This window comes from Parabacteroides sp. PFB2-10, from assembly GCF_029893085.1.
In the GTDB taxonomy this organism is placed as follows: Bacteria; Bacteroidota; Bacteroidia; order Bacteroidales; family Tannerellaceae; genus QVMG01.
On record NZ_JARXWI010000007.1, the window covers coordinates 86517 to 108045 of the forward strand.

General features: G+C 48.9%; 15 protein-coding genes. 3 read left to right on the forward strand and 12 right to left on the reverse strand.

Annotation, left to right across the window (positions count from 1 at the left end; all coding sequences use genetic code 11):
* Positions 1-84: 84 nt before the first annotated feature.
* From murD to M2137_RS08090, 7 genes are all read right to left on the reverse strand, one after another.
* On the reverse strand, positions 85-1410 hold the full coding sequence (gene murD, locus M2137_RS08060) for a UDP-N-acetylmuramoyl-L-alanine--D-glutamate ligase (RefSeq protein ID WP_280766027.1): 1326 nt from the start codon (positions 1408-1410) through the stop codon (positions 85-87).
* A gap of 118 nt (positions 1411-1528) precedes the next feature.
* A complete protein-coding gene (gene mraY, locus M2137_RS08065) occupies positions 1529-2794 on the reverse strand; it encodes a phospho-N-acetylmuramoyl-pentapeptide-transferase (RefSeq protein ID WP_280765936.1) in 1266 nt (421 codons plus the stop codon).
* A 9-nt stretch (positions 2795-2803) separates the two neighbouring features.
* A complete protein-coding gene (locus M2137_RS08070; protein WP_280765937.1) occupies positions 2804-4270 on the reverse strand; it encodes a UDP-N-acetylmuramoyl-L-alanyl-D-glutamate--2,6-diaminopimelate ligase in 1467 nt (488 codons plus the stop codon).
* Between the two features lie 6 nt (positions 4271-4276).
* Complete coding sequence (locus M2137_RS08075) at positions 4277-6433, reverse strand: penicillin-binding protein (protein WP_280765938.1); 2157 nt, start codon at positions 6431-6433, stop codon at positions 4277-4279.
* Positions 6434-6435: 2 nt separating this feature from the next.
* Positions 6436-6780, reverse strand: coding sequence for an FtsL-like putative cell division protein (locus M2137_RS08080; RefSeq protein ID WP_280765939.1), 345 nt, complete (start codon positions 6778-6780; stop codon positions 6436-6438).
* Between the two features lie 25 nt (positions 6781-6805).
* Complete coding sequence (rsmH, locus tag M2137_RS08085) at positions 6806-7717, reverse strand: 16S rRNA (cytosine(1402)-N(4))-methyltransferase RsmH (RefSeq protein WP_280765940.1); 912 nt, start codon at positions 7715-7717, stop codon at positions 6806-6808.
* Between the two features lie 557 nt (positions 7718-8274).
* A complete protein-coding gene (locus M2137_RS08090) occupies positions 8275-11496 on the reverse strand; it encodes a S41 family peptidase (protein ID WP_280765941.1) in 3222 nt (1073 codons plus the stop codon).
* Positions 11497-11625: 129 nt separating this feature from the next.
* On the opposite strand from M2137_RS08090, the gene M2137_RS08095 reads away from it, so the two are divergent.
* Positions 11626-13128, forward strand: a complete 1503-nt coding sequence (locus tag M2137_RS08095) for a potassium/proton antiporter (protein ID WP_280765942.1) — start codon at positions 11626-11628, stop codon at positions 13126-13128.
* 86 nt (positions 13129-13214) lie between these two features.
* Here the strand turns inward: M2137_RS08095 and M2137_RS08100 are convergent, their stop codons facing one another.
* From M2137_RS08100 to M2137_RS08120, 5 genes are all read right to left on the reverse strand, one after another.
* Entirely contained in the window at positions 13215-13892 is a 678-nt protein-coding gene (locus M2137_RS08100; protein ID WP_280765943.1) for an OmpA family protein, read from the reverse strand.
* Between the two features lie 78 nt (positions 13893-13970).
* Entirely contained in the window at positions 13971-14300 is a 330-nt protein-coding gene (locus M2137_RS08105) for a hypothetical protein (RefSeq protein WP_280765944.1), read from the reverse strand.
* A gap of 94 nt (positions 14301-14394) precedes the next feature.
* Positions 14395-14925 (reverse strand): sensor histidine kinase, encoded by a 531-nt coding sequence (locus M2137_RS08110; RefSeq protein WP_280765945.1) that lies wholly within the window; start codon positions 14923-14925, stop codon positions 14395-14397.
* Positions 14922-15959, reverse strand: coding sequence for a low specificity L-threonine aldolase (locus M2137_RS08115; RefSeq protein ID WP_280765946.1), 1038 nt, complete (start codon positions 15957-15959; stop codon positions 14922-14924). The genes M2137_RS08110 and M2137_RS08115 overlap by 4 nt, the downstream gene beginning before the upstream one ends.
* Before the next feature lie 82 nt (positions 15960-16041).
* Positions 16042-18219, reverse strand: a complete 2178-nt coding sequence (locus M2137_RS08120) for a hypothetical protein (protein ID WP_280765947.1) — start codon at positions 18217-18219, stop codon at positions 16042-16044.
* A 298-nt stretch (positions 18220-18517) separates the two neighbouring features.
* Here M2137_RS08120 and M2137_RS08125 point away from each other — a divergent pair, with 298 nt between their 5' ends.
* Together M2137_RS08125 and M2137_RS08130 are read left to right on the forward strand one after the other, a co-directional pair.
* Entirely contained in the window at positions 18518-20569 is a 2052-nt protein-coding gene (locus tag M2137_RS08125; RefSeq protein ID WP_280765948.1) for an outer membrane beta-barrel family protein, read from the forward strand.
* 337 nt (positions 20570-20906) lie between these two features.
* Positions 20907-21518, forward strand: a complete 612-nt coding sequence (locus tag M2137_RS08130; RefSeq protein ID WP_280765949.1) for an HU family DNA-binding protein — start codon at positions 20907-20909, stop codon at positions 21516-21518.
* The last annotated feature ends 11 nt before the right edge of the window (positions 21519-21529 follow it).

Here is a 21529-nt window from a genome sequence, read left to right on the forward strand (position 1 = left end):
CGTATCATATTGTAAACCAAAACGGTCGTTTTGCTTACATTTTGACAACAGCACTTTTCCCTAAAAAAGGGATATTTTTTACAATTAGAGGTCGCGCACCGCCTCCTTAAACTGTTCACCGCGGTCTTCGTAGTTCTTAAACAAATCGAAGCTGGCGCAACAGGGAGAAAGCAATACCGTATCTCCTTTCTGAGCCAGGCGATACGCGATCGCTACGGCTTCCTGCATGGAACGGGCATCTTCAATCTGCTCTACCTTGCCATCAAAGAAGGCATGCAACTTTGTATTGTCAACACCCAGAAAGATCAAGGCACGCACCTTGTTTTTAACAAGCTCCTCGATCTCGGTATAATCATTCCCTTTATCGGTTCCTCCGAGAATCAACACCACTTTGGTCTGCATACTCTCCAAGGCATACCAGCAGGAGTTCACATTTGTCGCCTTCGAATCGTTGATATAATCGACTCCACGCACACGAGCCACCTTCTCCAAGCGGTGTTCCACGCCTTTAAAGTCGCTCAGCGAGGCACGGATTTTCTCATCCTGAATATCGAGCACCTTCGCCGCAATGCCCGAAGCCATCGAATTATATAGGTTATGTGTGCCCGTCAAGGCTAACAGATCTTCTTCCATCGTAAACTTACCATGGGTTGTTTCGATCGCCAGATGACTGTCCTCCATATAGGCCTTCACCCCCTGCTTATGCTCCAGGGCAAAAGGATAAAGGGTTGCCTGAGGATGCAGCTTTTCCAGTTCGCGGGAGATCACCGGATCGTCATTCCAGAAAATAAAGGCATCCTCCTCTGTCTGGTTACGCAGGATACGGAACTTAGCATCCACATAATTCTGCATCTTATAATCATACCGATCCAGATGATCCGGTGTTATATTCAACAAGACGGCAACATCCGCCTTGAAATCATACATATTATCCAATTGGAAACTACTCAACTCAATAATATACACCTCATGCGGATCTTCCGCCACCTGAAGTGCCAAGCTGTTGCCTACATTGCCTGCCAGTCCGACATCGAGCCCCGCCTCTTTCAGGATGTGATAGGTCAGCATCGTGGTAGTTGTCTTTCCGTTGCTACCGGTGATACAGACCATCCGGGCATGCGTATACCGACCGGCAAATTCTATTTCCGAGATAATGGGAATGCCCTTCTCTTTCAGTTTCTTGATGATAGGAGCCTTATCCGATATACCGGGGCTTTTCACCACTTCATCGGCGTTGAGGATCAGCTCTTCCGTATGTTTCCCCTCTTCCCAGGTAATACCACGCGCATTCAACATCTCTTGGTAGACAGGGGCTATCGTCGAGAAATCCGACAGAAAGACATCCATGCCTTTCGCTTTTGCCAGAGCAGCCGCTCCGGTTCCGCTTTCACCGCCACCTAATACAACAATAAGCCCCTCCGACCTCCCCCCAGGGGAGGCTAAAGATGCTTCTATTTTATTTTGTTCTCTCTTTTCCATCTTTCAATACTCTCTTTAGCCTCCCCTGGGGGGGAGGTTGGAGGGGCTTCTATCTCATCTTAAGTGTTACAATCGTTATCACCGCCAGAATAATGCCGATCAGCCAAAAGCGGATCACAATCTTGGATTCCGGCACCACATGATACGGCTTCTGGATAATAGCCTGTATGCCGGCATTGCCCGGCTTCTGGAAATGATGATGCAAAGGGGTCATCTTAAAGACCCGCATGCCTTCCCCGCTTTTCTTTTTGGTATATTTGAAATAGAAACGTTGAATGATCACGGAAAGGATCTCCACTAAGAAAATACCGCACAGGATAGGGATCAATAATTCTTTCCGGATGATAATTGCAAATACGGCAATAATACCTCCGATGGTCAAACTACCCGTATCGCCCATAAACACCTGTGCCGGATAGGCATTATACCAGAGAAAACCAACCGTTGCCCCGATAAACGCCGCGGAAAATATCACCAGTTCCTCCGCTCCAGGTATATACATAATGTTCAGGAAGGAGGCAAAATTGACGTGCGACGACATATAGGCCAGGATACCCAGGGCAACCCCGATAATCCCTGAGCTACCCGCCGCCAAGCCGTCTAAGCCATCGGTCAGATTCGCACCGTTGGATACCGCCGTGACAATAAAGATAACCACCAACACAAAAACGATCCATGCCAGCGGTTGTTTGTATTTACCTGCCCAGCCGACAAGCATCTCGTAATCGAAATTATTATTCTTCAGGAAAGGAATAGTCGTTTTAGTCGATTTGGTTTCATCCGCGTGGAAACGCACCTCTTCGATCTGGTTCTCTCCATTATAGACTTCCATATTTTCGCGGATCACTACATCGGGACTCAGATACAACACCAATCCGACAATAAAGCCAAGTCCTACCTGGCCAATCACCTTGAATTGCCCACGCAATCCCTCTTTGTCTTTCTTGAACACCTTGATATAGTCGTCGGTCATCCCGATCGCCCCCAGCCAAAGGGTTGTAATGATCATCAGGATAATATAGATATTATCCAACCGGCAACAAAGGAGTGTAGGGATCAGGATGGCGATGATAATGATGATACCGCCCATAGTCGGTGTTCCTTTCTTGCTGTATAGCCCTTCCAGGCCCAGGTCGCGCACGGTTTCTCCAATCTGCATGCGGCGCAGTTTATCGATAATCATACGCCCGATGGTGGTCGTAATAAACAGGGAGAAGATCAATGCCAGCCCCGAACGGAAAGAGATATACCGGAACATGCCTGCTCCCGGCAGATCGATCCATTCATCCAGAAAATTAAACAGGTAATATAACATGCGGTATATTTATTTTGATTGTTGTTGCGCAAATATGTCTCTTAGTTTTTCCCGGTCGTCAAAATGGTGTTTTACGCCTTTTATCTCCTGATAATCCTCATGCCCTTTGCCGGCCACCAGAATGACATCGCCTTTTTTTGCCAGCATCGTTGCCGTGCGAATAGCCTGGGTACGATCGGTAATACAAAGCGTACGGGTCATTTCGTCGGCATTCAGTCCCGCCACCATATCCTGGATAATCGCATCCGGCTCCTCAAAACGGGGGTTATCGGATGTGAGAATCACCTGATCACTGTATTTGATCGCCTCTTTGGCCATCAGCGGACGTTTGCCCTTATCACGGTTTCCGCCGGCGCCCACCACGGTGATCACCCGGCCACGGCCATCCAATACCTCACCGATGGCGTTCAACACATTGGTCAACGCATCCGGCGTATGCGCGTAATCGACAATCGCCGTATAGCCCAGCGGTGAGAGAACCGTTTCAAACCGACCGGAGACAGGCAATAAGGCACTGAGCACTAAGAGAACCTCCTCCGGCTTGCGCCCCAAGGCCACTGCGGCACCGTAGACTGCCAATAGGTTATAGGCATTGAAACGCCCCACAAAATGCACCATCACCTCTTGTCCATTGATCTGCAAAGCCGTTCCTTCAAAGTGCGATTCCAGTATTTTGGCTTTGAAATCAGCCAGCGTACGCAGAGAATAGGAGAGCTTCTGCGCCTTTGTATTTTGAAGCATGACCGGCCCGGCCTTATCATCCGCGTTGGTCAGGGCAAAAGCCTCTTTCGGCAACTCATCGAAAAACCGCTTCTTGGCATGCAGGTAATTATCCACCGTCAGGTGATAATCCATGTGATCGCGCGAGAGATTGGTGAAGATACCTCCTTTAAAGGTCAATCCACTGATCCGTCGCTGATCGACCGCATGCGAACTCACCTCCATAAACGCATAGGTACATCCGGCTTTTACCATACGGTCAAATAAAGCCTGCAATGTAGGCGCGTCAGGCGTTGTATGCGTAGCCGGCACAACCTCATCGTCTATGTAATTACAAACGGTCGATATCAGCCCCACTTTATATCCCATCATACGAAACATCTCGTAAAGAAGTGTCGCAATGGTCGTCTTTCCGTTTGTTCCGGTTACGCCCACCAGCGTGAGTTTAGCCGACGGATGGCCATACCAGGCCGAAAGCAACACGCCTAAAGCCTCCGCCGAATCGCCTACACAAATATAGGTTGCGGCAATAGCGGGCAGCTCCTCCGGTATCTTTTCGCAGACAATAGCGACGGCTCCTTTTTCGATAGCGTTCTTTATATAGTCATGGCCGTCGACAGAAACGCCTTTCACCGCCACAAACAGCGTACCCGCCTCCACCTTCCGCGAGTCGGACTCTATGCGAAGAACGTCGATATCTAATGCTCCTTGCGTATCCGGCTTATCTAATGCCTTTATTAAATCTTTTAGTTTCATATCCTGTTATCTCAATTGTAATGTTACCGTTTGACCTCTCACGGCCTGTTGCCCCGGCGAAATACTCTGACCAATCACCTTGCCCACGCCCGTGAGGTACACCTGAAGCCCTGCCTGTTCCATCAGAAAAACAGCATCTTTGGCTCCCATCCCAATCACACGGGGCACTTTGCCGTTCGACATCGCAAGGTCTTTCAATACCACCTCGTCTTTTTCTCCTTCCGCAACAGCCACGACCCAGCCGGTTTCCGGTTCATCGGTCTCCGCCTTCACCTCCAACCTACGAAGCACCTGCTCCACCGCTTTGCGGTCGCCTCCCTTCACATGAGGAGTCATCACCGCCATCGAGTCACGATCGATCTTGCGCAGATCGAACGACATCTGGTGGGCATATATCTTTTCTGCAATATTTTTCACCACAACTCCCGACATTCCTCCGCCTGAAGGGTAACCAATACGCGGTTGACGGATCACCACTATGCAGGTATACTGCGGATTGTCGGCCGGGAAATAGCCACAAAAAGAGACCTGATGACCCGCCGTACGATAGACTCCGCCCGAAGCAATCTGCGCCGTACCGGTCTTGCCGGCTATCCGGATCAGATTCGATTTCACGTCCGTCCCCGTTCCTTTCTCCACCACACCGAGTAACATATCCTGCACAATCTCCAGGGTTCGCTTGGAACAAATAGAAGGGATCAACACCTCCGGCGATAACTTTTGCACCACCTTCCCCTGGTTCGTAATCTCCCGGGTGAAGTAGGGACGCATCATCTTGCCGCCGTTGGCAATGGCATTATAGAACGTCAGTGTTTGTATTGGCAAAATTTGTGTTTCATAGCCTATCGACATCCAAGGCAGCGCTGTCTTCGACCAATTGCTTCCGTCAGCTTTCGGCATACGGATCTTAGAATGTCCCGAGCCGGGAATCTCCAAGTTCAGGTCGGCATTCATGCCGATACGATAAAGCCCCTCCACAAATTTTTCCGGTTTATCAGCGTATCCATCCAGAATTGTTTTTGAAACCCCGATATTAGAGGATACCCAAATAGCCTTCTCCACAGTGATCGTTTGATATCCTCCTTTATTGATATTGTGGTCGGTCATGCGTTGGCCGGCTATCATATAGAGCCCATCACCCGTATCGACCGAATCACCCGGCTGGCATACACCATCTTCCAGCGCCACCATAATGGAGGCCACCTTAAAGGTCGATCCGGGCTCTGTTTCGTCGGCCACGGCATGGTTTTTCGTTTCTCCATAAATGCCCTCGCGAATACGTCCCATATTGGTAATGGCTTTGATCTCGCCCGTGGCTACTTCCATCACCACAGCCGTACCCGATTCGGCATCGATCTCTTTCAGTTTATCGACCAGCGCCTTTTCCGTAAAGTCCTGAATGTTTATATCGATGGTGGTCCATACATCCATTCCGTCAACCGGCTCGATCTCCGTCACATTGGTCCAGGCCCCTCCTACTCTTCGTACCGAACTCAGACCCGCTTCCCCGCGCAACAGCGAATCATACCGCAGTTCCAGCCCGTTTTTCCCTTTCGAAACACCGGAGGCCTCCAACTCCCCATAGATATCGCCTATGGTGCGCGAAGCCAGTGTGCCGAACGGTTTCTCGCGTTGCACCATCTCTTTGGTGTAGAATCCGCTACGAAAACGGCTCAATCGAAGGAAAGGAAATGTTTTGATATCTTTCAGGTCGGCATAAGAGACCCGTTGACGACAAATCGAAAACTGGCGGCTTTTGCTTTTCAGTCCGTTCAACAAATGAGTCTTATAGCCGGCAGCCGTTTTGTCTTTCAGCGTACGGGAAAGACAAATAGCTAACGAATCGAGCGATTCTTCAAAGGCATCTTGTTTGAAACCATCCGCCCGGAAGTCGATATAGAGATTATAACGCGGCACGCTGGTAGCCATCAATTTGCCCTCCGCCGAATAGATATTGCCCCGTCCGGGCAACACTAAGCGATCGGGGCGTTTCTGGCTTTCGCCCACGGCGATCCATTTTTCTTTTTCCACAAATGCCGTATTGAAAGCACGAAAAACTATACCCCCTGCTACCAGCAATAGCAACAGGGTTACAAGGATATAATAGACAAAAATCCGATTATCCTTACCTGCTTTTTCTTGTAACTCTTTCTCTTCCGACATAGCTATTTATGCAATTCATAAGCAGGAGTCTTGGCGCTTTCCAACTCTAACCCCTGCTCTTCTACCAACGATTCGATTTGTGACTGACGGCTATGGCCCGTCAGGGTGGAGGAGATCGACAAGGCTTCAAAACGCACATCCTGCAACTGTTGCTGCAAAAGGTCGATCTCTTTCAGTTTCTGCATACAGGTATAACGGTTGCCGATAAAAAAGAAGATAAGAAGAACGATCAGGACGATCATCTTGGTATGCTTCACGATGAAATCTTCCTTCAACACCCCGCCACCCAGAATATAGAGTAGTGAGAAGCGTTTTTCTTTTTTCTTTTTCCTGTTCGGTTGTGCCATGGGTTATATCTCTTTTTCTTTTCTGTTATCCTATCAATTCCGCCACACGCAGTTTCGCCGAGCGCGACCGCGGATTGCGCTCCACCTCCTCCTCCGAGGCGACAATCAGCTTATCGATGATCCGAAACGGGGTCAACACATTGCCGTAAAAGTCCTGCTCGCTCTTCCCGTCAAAACGGCCGCTCTTCAAAAAGTTCTTCACCAGCCTGTCTTCCAATGAATGATAGGTGATCACCACCAATCGCCCACCGGGTTTCAACACGCGAAGCGTTTGCTCCAGCATCTCCTTCAGGGCGCTCATCTCGTCGTTCACCTCGATGCGCAACGCCTGAAAAGCCTGTGCCAGATACTTCTTCTCTTTATTCTTTCCGCCTAATGGCTTGACAAGATCGATAAACTGAGCAATGGTTTGTATGGGCTGCTGTTGCCGGCTACGCACCAGAACAGCGGCCAGTTTGCGCGATTGCTTCAATTCGCCGTAATAATAAAACAGGTCGGCCAACTGCTCTTCAGTATATTGATTGACAATATCGGCAGCCGTACGCCCGGAACGGCAGTTCATCCGCATATCCAATGGCCCGTCAAAACGAAAAGAGAAGCCCCGCTCCTCTTCGTCGAAATGATGAGACGAGACACCCAGATCAGCCAACAGCCCATCTACCGAGCCTACCTGATCATGATAGCGCATAAAATTATAGAGATAGCGGAAGTTGCTCCGGACAAACACAAAACGGGGATCTTCGGGAATGTTCTGCTCGGCGTCGGCATCCTGGTCGAAACCATACAAACGCCCATCAACACTGAGCTGTTTCAATATTTCGCGGGAATGCCCGCCGCCTCCGAAAGTAACATCCACATACACGCCGGCAGGCTTCACAGCCAACCCATCCAGGCTTTCTTTTAATAAAACGGGAGTATGATAACAAACTTCAGCCACTTTTTGGAGACAATTACATTAAACTATTCCTTAAACTAAACCCACCTAATCACCTAAAAAGCAGATGGGTTATCATTTACATCGTAAAGTTACAATAATCTTTCTATAACTTCCAAACAATAAAAAGAAAAAGTAGCCAAAAAGTTTTCAACAGGTCGCATCAAGCTCTCCGGTTTTCAAAAAAAACATAATAAACAATCCATCACTTACAACAAACCCGACAAATATCAATTCCCAAATGTTAAAATATCGATTGTAAGCAAAATGGACGTTTTGCTTACAATTCCATACGTTAAAAAGTGTTTCTCCCGGGAGTTTGTCTCTAAACTCCCGCTTTTTTGCGCGCAAACTCCCGCCGAAATTACAAATCGTAAATTCGGGGTTTCGTCGAAAACGGGCATTTTGACATTTATTCACATTGTTGCGAGAGCAGTTTATCAAAAAAAAGAGTTCGCAGAGGAGCGCTATATGCGCTTTCTCCTCTGCGAACTCCCCATTATATCTATTTTCTCCTCACTCCCCAGAGTGAGGGAGTGAGAAGTTAGAAGAGAGCTATCTTATTTATTCCAAACCCTGGGTGCCGGTGCTCCGGGCAGGGGTTGGCGGTTTTTCAGCTCTTTCATCACCTCTTCGATGGCGCGATCGAGCTGCTGGTCTTCGCCATTCCATTCTTTGATCGGGTCGTTATCGACGATGATATCCGGATTCACTCCGTAGTTCTCGATAATCCACTCCCCTGTTTTCGGGTCGTAGCTGGTGAAGAACGGCACGCGGATATCTGTTCCATCCATATAGGGCAGTGAGCCGCTGATGCCTACAATGCCTCCCCACGTACGGGTACCGATCAGCTTACCCAAACCAAGGGCACGGAAGCCCCACGGGAAAAGGTCACCATCCGAAGCGGAATACTTATTCACCAGACATACTTTCGGTCCTACCTGCACCGCATCGGGCACGGTTCCGATAAAGGATGATCCGCGACGCATCGTCAGGCGATAGGGTTCGCGAGCCAAGCGCTCCAGAATCATTGGAGACACATTACCTCCTCCGTTGGCACGGTCGTCGATAATCAAGCCCTCCTTATCTAATTGCGGATAGAAATAGCGGGAGAACTCATTCAATCCTTCCACACCCATGTCGGGAATATAGACATAACCTACCTTGCCGTTGGTCGCTTCGTCTACCTTACGGATATTTTCCTGGATCCAGTTGTAGTGATACAAGGAGTATTCTTCTTCCAACGGACTAATCACCACTTTGCGGGCGCCTGCCAGTTGCGGCTGGCTGTTGAGCATTAGCTCGGTCGGCACGTTGGCTTTTCCTACCAACAGAGAGTACATATCTTTCACCGTATTGGTCGCCACGCCATCGATAGAGATGATGAATTCGCCCTTTTTCGCGTCGATACCCGGCTCTGTCAGAGGCGAACGCAGGTCTTTGCTCCAAGATGCCCCCGGAAGGATCTTTTCTAAACGGAAGAAACCGCTCTTATCTCTCGATATCTCCGCGCCGAGCAGTCCGGTCGGTATGCGTTTAGCACGTTCGGTCTCACCCGGATTCACATAGCTATGTCCCACATTGAGCTCGCCAATCAGTTCGCCAATCACATAATTCAGGTCTAAGCGTGTCTTCACGTATGGGAGAAGTACCGCATATTTCGTTTTCATCGCTTTCCAATCGACGCCATGCATATTCTCCACATAGAAACCATCGCGGAAAGCACGCCAGGCTTCATCGAACAGTTGTGCCCATTCCTGTGGGTAATCCACGGGAATCTTCATGTTGGAAAGGTCAACCGATTCTTTCAGATCGGCTTTTCCAGCTGGGATATCCATCACATAATACTGTCCACCCCGTGAGAATAACGCCTTCTTATTGCCCGGCGCTACCGACATATACCCGTCGGCCACGTCGTCTTCCTTCTGCTTTTTCAGGTCGAACGCCTTGGTGCCCCCACGCGAGCTGTAATAGACTTTCTTTCCGTCCGAATAGAAACCGCTGTAGCGTCCGCCGGGCAACGGCAGCTTCAGGATGCGCTCACCGATTCCTTCCGCGTCGAACACCACCTTCACACCCGTATCCGCTTTGGCATCCTCCTTCTTGGGAGCTTCCGGTTTCGAAGCGTTTACCTCGGGATCGGTCTGCATAAACGGCGAGGGAGTGTCTTTGGCCAACAGAGCCAGGTAGACGCCATTCATATTGTTGTAGGTATGGTTCCACTCCGTCGATCCGTAGGTCGGGTTGAAATCGCGCGCCGACGTAAACACTAAGTATTTGCCATCGGTGCTGAACACAGGCGAATAAGAATCATACCAGCGATCGGTAACCGGATATTCTTTCTTCTCAGCCAGGTTATACACATACACAATCGACATCTGATTCTCTGCCGGGCGCGAATAGGTGATCCACTGGTTGTCGGGAGAGAAGTTATAATCGTTGATCTCCGACATTGGATTCCGGAAAAGAAGCGTCACCTTCTTCGTAGCTACATCCAACAGGTTCAGTTGGTTCTTGCGGTCGCTGTAAATGATCTTCTTCGCGTCGGGACTCCATTTGAAGGTGCGGATATAGGTATCGTTGCCTTTGGTCAGTTGTTCTTTTCCACTGCCGCCACCGGCCGGTTGCAGGTAAAGCTCGGTTTCGCCGGTCTCATCGGATATATAGGCCATATATTTCCCGTCGGGCGACCATTGCGCAGCTCGCTCATGCGCACCGGGTGTGCGGCTGATATTGCGGGTAACCCCTTTCTGAGCCGGCACATCGAACACCTCTCCACGAGCCGTAACTACCAATCGCTCCCCATCGGGCGACAGGCTTGCCGCCGTGATATATCCGGCGCCCGCCTTGATTTCGCTGCGCGCATAGATATTATCGGAATTCAGAACGATGTTCACCTTTTGCGGCTGACGACTGGTTGCATCCATCTTATAGATATAACCGCCGTTCTCAAACACGATCGTATTGCCATGCGCCGAAGGGAATTTCACATCAAACTCCGTGAAGTTGGTCACCTTGTCGGTCTGCTTGCTCTTAGTGTTGTAAACGAAAATATTCATTGTGCGGTCGCGATCTGAGATATAGAAGATGTTATCACCGATCCACATCGGGATAATATCCTGTGCCTTGTTATTGGTAATGTTTTCTACCTGCTGAGCACCCGGATTATAGATCCAGATATCGTCGGCCATCCCGCCTTCGTAATACTTCCAGGTACGGAACTCACGCATCACCCGGTTGTAGGCCAACTGCTTCCCGTCGGGCGAATAGCTACAGAAGCCCCCTTCGGGCAGCGGAATGGTTTCAGAGAGTCCCCCCTCTTTGTGTGCCAGCAGCAATTTGCCGTCGAAGCTGCTGCTGATGCGATTGCGATAGACAATCTGTTCGCCATTGGGATGCCAGGTCATCACGATGTTATTGGGTCCCATGCGGTCGCCCAGGTCATCGCGTTGGTTGGTGGCTGTATAGGTCAGGCGAAGCGGTTCCCCCCCTGCCACAGGTATGGTATACACCTCCGTATTACCGTCGTATTGTCCGGTGAAAGCGATGGTTTTTCCATCGGGCGAGAAACGCGGAAACATTTCATACCCTACGTGCGAAGTAAGCCGTTGCGCCTCCCCACCGTTGACAGATACTTTATATAAGTCACCGGCATAACTGAATACGATTTCCGTCCCGTTGGTGGCGGGAAACCGTAATAATCGCGCTTCATCCGCCGCTTTCATGCCAAAGACAGCCACCGTGAAGCAAATCATGATAGAAAGAATTGTTTTCTTGTTCATAAGCTGATATAGATTTAGTTCGAACAAAGATAGAAATCATTTCCTCCTATTCCATTATTTTTATTATTTTTGCTAAGACTTTTTACTGTTTTATGTGCCTCAGTAATAACTCAAAAATCCATTACGCCTATGTTTCTTCATGCCGAATACGTGTTGTTGATCGCATCTGTGATTCTTTTCCTGAGTATTTTCGCCGGTAAGGCTGGTTATCGTTTCGGACTGCCCTCGCTGCTTCTCTTCCTTGGAATAGGGATGTTGTTTGGGAGCGATGGCTTTGGCATCAAATTTAATGATCCGAGTATTGCGCAATTTATCGGTATGTTGGCGCTGAGCATCATCCTGTTTTCCGGGGGGATGGACACGAAATACAACGATATTAAACCGATTGTCACGCAGGGGGTAATCCTTGCCACTTTCGGAGTGTTATTGACCACCTTCATTACCGGCGGGTTTATCTATTTTATGTCGAACCTGTTCGAGAATAAGTTTGTCAATTTTACCTTCCCGGAGTCGCTGCTTCTGGCGGCTGTTATGTCGTCGACCGATTCGGCTTCCGTCTTCTCTATCCTGCGAAGCAAAGGGGTTTACCTGAAACAGAAACTACGTCCTACGCTGGAGTTGGAGAGTGGTAGTAATGACCCGATGGCCTATATGCTCACCATCATCCTGATATCTTATATCCAGTCGGGAGATATGAGCTTGGGGGCGGCGGCTGTTTCGCTATTGGTTCAGTTGGGAATCGGAGCCGCGGCAGGCTATTTGTTAGGCAAATTGGCAGTCTATATCATCAATAAGATTGATATCGACAATGAATCCTTGTATCCTATTTTGCTACTGGCGGTTGCCTTCTTCACCTTTGCCGCCACCACCTTATGTAAGGGGAACGGTTATCTGGCCGTCTATATCGCCGGTCTGATCATCGGGAATGCCAAGATTGTACATAAGAAGAGTATCCGAACCTTCTTCGACGGGTTCACCTGGTTGTGGCAGATCGTGATGTTCCTTACGTTGGGATTGCTGGTCAACCCACGCGAACTGCTTCCAATTGCTCCGGTAGGCTTAGGAATTGGTATTTTTATGATCCTATTCGCACGTCCTATTTCGGTTTTTCTCAGCCTGTTGCCATTTAAGAATTTTACTATCAAAGGTAAACTCTATATTTCCTGGGTGGGACTACGTGGCGCCGTACCGATCATTTTCGCTACCTATCCCCTGATAGCCGGGGTCGAACATGCCGGGATGATCTTCAACGTGGTGTTCTTTATCACCATCCTCTCCCTATTGATCCAGGGCACCACCGTCACCAAAGCGGCCGAATGGCTGGGTGTGGTCGATGCTCCTCCACGCAAAGATGATTTCGGAATCGATCTGCCCGATGAGATCAAAAGCGCCATGAGCGAGATAGAGATCACACCGGAAGTATTATGTCATGGTAACAAACTGATGGAACTGACGCTGCCCGATCATACATTGGCCGTTATGGTGAAGCGGGGCAACAACTACTTTATCCCGAAAGGAAACACCGAGTTGCAGGAGAAAGACAAACTACTGATGATATCCGACAACGACGAGGCGCTGCTGCAATCCTACGAATCACTGGGTATCACCGATTACACCATGAAGAAAAACTAATCTTTCGATCGCCACAAGCCTTCGTAATGACATAAAAAAAGACAGACCTTTTCGGGGTCTGTCTTTCTTTTTATGTAACGATTCGTTTAGTTCAACGTACCTGCTTGTGCCGCTTCGATCATTTTCTCGTTAGCTACGATCAGGATTTCCACCCGGCGGTTCAACGAACGGCCTTCTGCCGTTGCATTAGTTGCTATCGGTTCATGAATTCCTTTGCCTTCGTAAGTCATACGGCTGGGAGCCACTCCCTGAAGCTTCAGGTAATCATCTACACTCTTTGCCCGTTTTTCCGACAAAGTCTGGTTATAATCCACTTGTCCGGTATTATCGGTATGCCCTATGATGCGAATATAGGTGTCCGGATTATTTTTCAATGTGGTACCGAAATTAGCCAATGCATCACGAGAAGCATCGCTTAATGTACTTGAATTCGTTGCGAACAGGATACCGGAATCAAAGGTCACCTTCAGGGCTTCGCCATCATTTACCTTTTCTACCGTTGCATCCGGAACGGACTCTTCGATCTGTTTCTTTTGCTTATCCATGTTTTTACCGATCAGAGCACCGGCTGTTCCGCCAACAGCAGCACCGATAATGCTACCCAACGCCGTATTACCGGCTATGGCACCTACACCTGCTCCCACGGCAGCTCCTCCACCAACACCAATAGCGGTGCCTTTGGCGGTGTTACTCCATGTTCCACAACTTGTCAAAACTAAGGCTGTACTCAACAGCACGACTGATAATAATTTTACGCTTTTCATTTTTTACACAATTTAAATTACTCGTTTAATTCTATAACAGAAAAACGCTTCAACTTGTTTACCCCCCGGTATCTTAAGTTATTCAAACATATTGATCGAATCGCAGTAGGCCAGCTCGCCCTGAACAACAAAGGTTATCTCTTCGGTGCCGAACTTACCCACCCCGTCTTTCTTTGCGTTCTTTATTACATATTGTATCAGCTCCTCTTCATCAATCTCGATGTCTTCTTCCGTTTCACTTTCATCATCATCAAGGAAACCTTTTGAATCATAAAAGTCATAAACCAGATCCACGATATAATTGATATCGTCGTCACTGAACTTACCTTTCATCTCCTGTGGAAGATAATTCTGAATAAAACGTACGGAATCATCTTCATCGTAAAGGAATTCGTCTTTTTCGTTCATAATATGTTCTTTTATGGGTTTATACAAGAACAAAGATAACCATTAAATAATTCCCCCCAATTTTCAACAGTTTTTTTTCTCACGCGGAGGCAAATTAACCTACGGACACATTCTCCCGGATCAATTCGGTAAGCCATGCCGAGACTTGCGGGTGACTTAGGGGGATTCCGTCTAACGCCTCCATGATTTCTTGGGAAGAGATGGCAAATTCATGGGTGTCGGCTACATAACGAAAACGGATATCGACATCCGGATTGCCGGTGATTAGGAGAGCTATCGTACCGGCCAGGTCACCCCAGGGAGGGCAATCGATATGATCGGATCTGAAAACGGCGGTGATGCGGGTGCCTTCTCCCGGCTTTGACTGAATCTGAAAGTTACCACCCGTTTGCTCCACATTCTGTTTCAGGAAAGGAAGTCCCAAGCCCACCTTGCGGGTGGTGCGGGTGGTATAAAAGGGATTGGTCACCTGATGCAGGGTTTCGGCATCCATACCGCAGCCGTTGTCAGCAACAATAACGATTCGATCCCCCGGCTTCTCAACCAGTCTCAAATCGATCCACGTAGCCCCCGCGCGGATGGAATTGGCGGTGATATCAGTAATATGAAAACTTATATTATTCATTCTATACCAACCTGTTCGAATATCTCTTTCAACGACTGTTCGAAACGGGCGATATCCTCTCCCGAAGTGTCCCAGGAGGTCACCAGACGGGCTTCATTGATCTCTTCGTTCCACATATAAAAGAAATACTCCTCCTGCAAACGCGTCAGGACTTCGGTCGGCAGGGTGAAAAAGAGTTGGTTAGATTCCACCTTCTGCGTGAAGCGGATCTGCGGCCAGGCACGCAGGGACTCCTCCAACTTCCTGGCGCTGATATTGGCCTTCATGGCATTTTCCAGCCAGAGGTTATCGCTCAGATAGGGAACAAACTGTGCCGAGAGATAACGCATCTTGGAAGCCAACTGAGCCGATTGTTTCCGGTAATATTGCAGGTTCTCTGCCAATTCGGGGCGGAAGGCAATCACCGCTTCGCCCATCATCATACCGTTTTTCGTCCCTCCAAAGCTCAGAATATCGACTCCGGCATCTACCGTCAACTGCTTCATGGTGCAATTCAGCGAAGCGCAGGCATTGGCCAGGCGGGCGCCGTCCATGTGAAGATACATATCATGGGCATGAAGCAGGTCGGCCAACGCACGCACTTCGTCGATTGTATACACCGTGCCCAGTTCTGATACCTGAGAGATATAAACCACCTTGGGTTGCGAATGATGACAAACACCGAAATTATGCAGGCGAGGTTTTACCAGTTCCGGCGTGAGCTTGCCATCAGGCGTGGGAATAGCTACCACGGCACAGCCCGACATCTTGGCCGGCGCACCACATTCATCGACGAATATATGGGCTGTTTCTGCACAGAGAATACTATGGAATGGCCGGGTAGCCGTCTGCAAAGCGACCGAATTGGCACCTGTTCCGTTGAACACAAAATAAGGCTCAGCGGCGGCGCCAAACAACTCTTTAATTTTTATCGTGGCCTCTATCGTCCAGGGATCGTCACCATAGCCGACCGCATGGTCTTTGTTTGCTTCCAAAACCGCCTCCATAACCCGCGGATGCACACCTGAATTATTGTCACTTGCGAAACTTCTCATACACATTGTTTTTAGAATGCGTAAAAATACAAAAAAATAGAAGTTAAAGAAGTCAGAGAAGTTAAGAAGTTAAAAGGAGCAATTACTTCGAAAAGGTGGCCGACCGGGCTATCTCCACATCACGGGCAACATCCGAGCGGACAATCTCCCAATGGAAACGCAGGTGATCGTTCTCCTGCCAGGGTTTACCGTTTTGCTCGCTCAAATGGGTCAATGGCATATCGTTATAAAGCGGGCGGCTTATCGCTACGGCTTTATCCCAATAAGCAAGCGATTGCTCCATATAGGCAACGGCCGTTTGCTTGTGGTTCTCTCCTCCGGCAGTCCGGTAGAGATGGAGCGCGATCGCGCCACGGATCTTTTCGGCATAATGCAAACCCAGGTAGGACCATATTTGTATATCTGCCACCTCGTAACGGAGTGACGTATTGCCTTTGACCGGTATATCCCGCACAAGCTCCAGCGCTTGCAAGCAACTCTCCTCCAACTGATCGGCTACCTGGACAGGCGTCGTTTTCGTCACCAACGAAAGCCTATCGGCAAGAAGGGCATCTACATATTGACGAACGGAAAGGATATGAACCGAATCCAACGGCATCTGGTTGATCAATCGGTCGGCAGAGATATACTCCACCTTCGGACCGGTGGGATTCGTTACGCGATTTCGCGGATTCAGGGCAAGAAAGCCTTCGCTGTAGAGCGTAAAGTCCCAACCACAATCGAACGTCGAAGCCAACAATAGCGGTGTTTGTCCCGCCAGAGAGGATGCTTCGAGCAACCGTTCACCCTCCTTACCGTAACGGCGCACGAACTCGGCATGAAAAACCTCATCATTTGTGTCCGGATCATAGAGCAGGCGTCCCCATAGTTTGTAGAACAGCCACTGACGCTCAAAAGCATACTTCCAGTCGACGCCTGTCATATCTTTCGTAAAATAATCCTTGGCGGGAATATAGGTCTCCGATCCGATGAAGTAACCACCGATATAGGGTTTCAGGTTTTCCTTGACATGAGCGCGCACGAATGCCGGCACACCCCAACGAAGGCAGAAAAAATCCTCGTTGCGAGCCGTCCAGGTTACTTTATATTTTTCCGGAACCGGACTGTAATAGGTATCGAACAGTTCACCTCCATGCACTTTGATCAGGGTGGGCGTCGAGTGGGCGTGCGACCAGTTGTATTTAAGATCCGCCCATATAGGTCCTTCCACAAAGCCCAGGTCGGCCTCGGCTTCGATGGCTTGTCGTGTCAACTGCTCCATTTCCACAGTGGTCTTGCCCAATGATTCGGTCGTGCTCGAGAAGGGGATCCGGTGTACCAGTTTGGATTTCCGGTTGGCCAACCGCATACCTTCGATAATCGTTTCGCGCATCCATTGCTCACGCTGGTGAGGCGTCATGCCGCCCATGCCTTCACCCAGGGTCAAGCCCATACCTGTAAGATCGGGGTATTCATCGAGCATCTGCGTGACGCTTTCGCGGATGTAGCGTTTGGTCACCTCCGATGTATCGCCGGCCACATAGTGGTGGTGATCCAGGTTATGCAATCCCACCTGATGAGCGAGGGAGAATTCACGGGTCGTAAATATATTAAAAGGAATAATATAGGTATCGATCGCCCGGTCTTTGGCCATGCGGAAGATAGCACGGAACAATGCCTGCCACTCCGTCAACTCTTCGTCGGTGAAAGGGCTGGCTTCCGGGAAGTTCTTTGCTTTTATCAGAAAGGGATAAGGATGCAGGTTCCATAACGACAGACTGTTCAAGCGGTTCTCCGCCATCATATCGAGGAAGGCTTCCCAGTAGGTCGTGTCTTTACAGGTCTCGCTATGCAACGACAAGGCCTCGCTATGACGGTAGGTATCCCAGGGAAGGTCGTACTTCACCGCGCGAAGAGCCATACGGGGTTTTTCGTTTTTGGATTGAACCTTCTCCAGCGGAATGCCGTTGCGAATATCTTCCGCCAGGGAATGAGCGCCATAGATAAGTCCCCGTTCGTCGCCTCCCGTGATACAGATCATCCGGCTTTCATTGGATAGGCTGAATGCCTCCTCCCCCAAAGCCGTATCGATCGCAAAAGCAACCTCATAGGATGCTCTTCCGGCAGGGTTGATATTAAATGTTTTTTGGAGCATCGTGGCCGCATATTGCTGTTGCCGGGAGTTGCTGTCGAAGTGTATATGTACGGAAGAGCCCGTGCAACCGATCAGGCCACTCATAACAAATACAATAATTCCGATAATCAATAATTTCCGATTCATATTAGTTGTTTTGTAGTTTTTACTTCTTTGTAATCACTCCGTTTCGGACAATCATGTCGTCCTCTTTATGTGATTTTTTTTCATTCTCAACACCTCTGCATAGATCCGAGCAACAGACATTACATACCCTTTGGGCAACCTCTTTCCGAGAATATCAATAGCTCTCCCCTACCCGACGGCTTGAAGATAATCGCAAAATTTAAAAGAAAAAAGAAACTTCAGATCCAATTATCAAATGGCAAGCAGATTCCCACTTTTTTTCTCTAATTTTGCACTGAACAATAAACGCAAAACACAAATGAAAAAATTAATCACCTTACTATTGCTGATGATACCTTCATCAGCTCTTTTATCACAGGCTCCGGTCGATACGACCGTCACACTCCAAAACATTGAGGTACAAGGAATACGGTTCGGCGGCATCAGTAGCGGGGAAGTGAAACGCTTGCAAGTCGAAAACAACATATCCTCCATGCCTGTAAGTGCAGCGGAGGCCATGCGGCATATTCCCTCCTTAACGACCGATATAGAAGGAGGTATCACTTTCCGTGGTTCCACCCAGGCAAAAACCTTATTGCGCGGGGTGCCCTACGGTCTATTGGAAGAGCAGAGCGGAGATTTGTTGATTCAGTTGCCTGCCTTTTTCTTCAATCAGATCGAAGCCACGGCCTATCCTCTGATCGAACGGATGGCCGATGGCGATGCCGGGATGATCGATTTTTCCGTTTCCGACCCTTCGGACATGCCACCCGTTCAGGTACACCTGGGTGCCGGTTGGCATGAGCGCTATAACGCAGGAGCCGCGGTTCATCTGCAAAAGAACAAATTCCATTTCACCGGCCGGTATAACTACCGCCAGGAGTTTCGCGAGCGATCCTTCCAAAAGACGACGACAAATAAAACCGGCACCACGGCAATGAACAACAACGCTTCGGCTCGTCCGGAGGTGCATATTGCCGATCTGGAAGCCACTTATAACCCCACAGAGCAGGACCGCATCTCCATCTACGGACTATATCACCGGATGGATTACAGCCGCTACGGGGCGATCAACAATACCCGCACCAATCCGGCAGGTGAGGTTCTCAACAAGATGCTTCGCCATCGCTACAACACCCAACTCCAGGATGCCTATGCCGCAGAAGCACGCTGGCTGCATCGCTTTACCAACCCCAACGACCGGTTGGAAGTGGTGTTCAATTACAATAATTTCGTTTACGATGAATACAACTACTTCAAAAATGAAAATCCGGCAACCAACACGACCGTTGCGCAGGACAACCTCTTTATCCGCCAGGAAAAAAAGAATTACTATGCAGCAGCGAACTACCGGAAACAGCTTGCCGGCCATCTGTTGCTGAAAGCCGGATACATCGGACGCTTCACGCGGGAGGATTATGACACAAAAGCCAATATCATGACGGACGCCGGCTGGGCAGAAAACCGGCAAAAGAACAACGACTTTTCTTTCCAGCGGAATATACACACCGCCTATGCCTCCATCGCGAAGACATGGCAACAAATAGAAGGAGAGGTCGGTCTGCAAATGGAATATGCGACACGAAAGGCAGCCGATCATAGCCCCGACCGTTTCCGCCTCTTTCCGCGCCTGCGTTTGTCTTATAGGACATCCGATACCGACGCCCTGTCGTTTAGTTATCTGCAGCGCATCAACCGCCCACTGGGCAAAGAATTGAATCCTTTTGTTGATATCAGCGACGCCACCCACATCATTCAGGGAAACCCCGACCTGAAAGACGAGCTGGTTCACGTAGCCGAGGTGAACTACACCTGGAGCCGCCCTCGCTTCCGCCTCTCTCCGGCGTTCTATTTCCGTTATAAGACAGACCGCATCATGGAGGTAATGCAGACAAACGAATCACAAGACATCTGGCGAAAAGAAAATATGGGAGACAGCCGCATCTTCGGTGCCGAATTAACAGCGTCCTGGAGTCCCTCCCGATTATTGTCGGTAGGCTTGGCCGGAAATATCTTCCGCGATGAGATCGATGGCCGCACCTTGGGGTACGATACGCGAAAGTCGATGACATGCTGGGATACGAAAGCGACCATCAACCTGCACATCACCCCAACCACCGAATTACAGATCGACGGTTTCTATATCTCCGACCAACTTACTGCCCAGGGAGAGATCGAAAGCCGTTACACCGTCAATGCCGGCGTCTCACAATACCTAATGCAACGGCGTTTGCGCCTGAACCTAAGCTTGAACAACCTCTTCGACAGCCTGGAAGAGGTAACAACGATCAATACCTCCGCCCTGCAGATGAAACAGGTCAGAAACCGCGACGCACGAGTTGCCTGGCTGATGATTAGCTATAGTTTATAATAGTCCGAATGATCGTTTTCCCCACAGACTATCAACCGCTCCGGTTGATAGTCTGCACACACTCCTTCGGGAGGAAACACCTCATTACCCCCAATCGATCAACCGGAACGGTTGATCATATTAGTAGCCCGTTCCGGTTGGATAATTTATTGCCGTATTTCGTAAATAATAGTTGATCCCTTTCGCGTTTTATTCAGAACATTTACTACATTTGTCCCTGAGATAAAAATTGTTTGACAATTGTCAATCAATTAATTGACAACTGTCAACTAATTGAACGATAATTATCAACCAATTGATCGACAATTGTCAAACGAAATAAAACCATAGGAAAATTATGAAAGTAAAAGTAGGCATTTACCAAACCCCGCAACCCAAAGGACGGGAGAGCGAACAGCTTCTTCATGCCCGTGTATCCTCCAAAGGAACCCGGCGAATAGACGAGATTTGTGAACGGTTGTATGAATTAGGATTGAATTCCGCCCAGATCAAAGGTATATTAGATGGGTTAGCCCGGTATATCGGCGAATCTCTACGCGATGGGTACCACATCGAGGTAGAAGGAATAGGCACTTTTTCCATGTCGGTAAAAACCCTACAGGAGGAAGAGGAAACAGGTGATAAAAGCGTAACGATCCAACCCGCCGGTGTCAACTTCAAATGCAGCAAAAAATTACAAACCATGGTGAATCAGGCGGAACTGATTGTTGAAAAACCATCCGACAAAGCGATTTTGCCTTTGGCCAAACGGAAAAAGAGACTGGCCAGCTACCTGGAAAAGAAGAAATACATCAACCAGAGAGAATATGCCGGTTTATTGGATCTGACCATTTACCAGGCCAGAAAAGACCTGATGGAGTTTGTTGAAGAGGGTTTCATTCTGCAGACCGGTGGGAAAACACGTAAAATTTACATCTTAGGAGAAAACAGCGTACCAGACAGTTTGTGAGCCTCTTAGCG

Bases quoted from the DNA above. Each gene is read 5' to 3' on its own strand.
- mraY (WP_280765936.1), bottom strand. From the start codon at position 2,794: ATGTTATATTACCTGTTTAATTTTCTGGATGAATGGATCGATCTGCCG.
- M2137_RS08070 (WP_280765937.1), bottom strand. From the start codon at position 4,270: ATGAAACTAAAAGATTTAATAAAGGCATTAGATAAGCCGGATACGCAA.
- M2137_RS08075 (WP_280765938.1), bottom strand. From the start codon at position 6,433: ATGTCGGAAGAGAAAGAGTTACAAGAAAAAGCAGGTAAGGATAATCGG.
- M2137_RS08080 (WP_280765939.1), bottom strand. From the start codon at position 6,780: ATGGCACAACCGAACAGGAAAAAGAAAAAAGAAAAACGCTTCTCACTA.
- M2137_RS08090 (WP_280765941.1), bottom strand. From the start codon at position 11,496: ATGAACAAGAAAACAATTCTTTCTATCATGATTTGCTTCACGGTGGCT.
- M2137_RS08095 (WP_280765942.1), top strand. From the start codon at position 11,626: ATGTTTCTTCATGCCGAATACGTGTTGTTGATCGCATCTGTGATTCTT.
- M2137_RS08100 (WP_280765943.1), bottom strand. From the start codon at position 13,892: ATGAAAAGCGTAAAATTATTATCAGTCGTGCTGTTGAGTACAGCCTTA.
- M2137_RS08105 (WP_280765944.1), bottom strand. From the start codon at position 14,300: ATGAACGAAAAAGACGAATTCCTTTACGATGAAGATGATTCCGTACGT.
- M2137_RS08110 (WP_280765945.1), bottom strand. From the start codon at position 14,925: ATGAATAATATAAGTTTTCATATTACTGATATCACCGCCAATTCCATC.
- M2137_RS08115 (WP_280765946.1), bottom strand. From the start codon at position 15,959: ATGAGAAGTTTCGCAAGTGACAATAATTCAGGTGTGCATCCGCGGGTT.
- M2137_RS08120 (WP_280765947.1), bottom strand. From the start codon at position 18,219: ATGAATCGGAAATTATTGATTATCGGAATTATTGTATTTGTTATGAGT.
- M2137_RS08125 (WP_280765948.1), top strand. From the start codon at position 18,518: ATGAAAAAATTAATCACCTTACTATTGCTGATGATACCTTCATCAGCT.
- M2137_RS08130 (WP_280765949.1), top strand. From the start codon at position 20,907: ATGAAAGTAAAAGTAGGCATTTACCAAACCCCGCAACCCAAAGGACGG.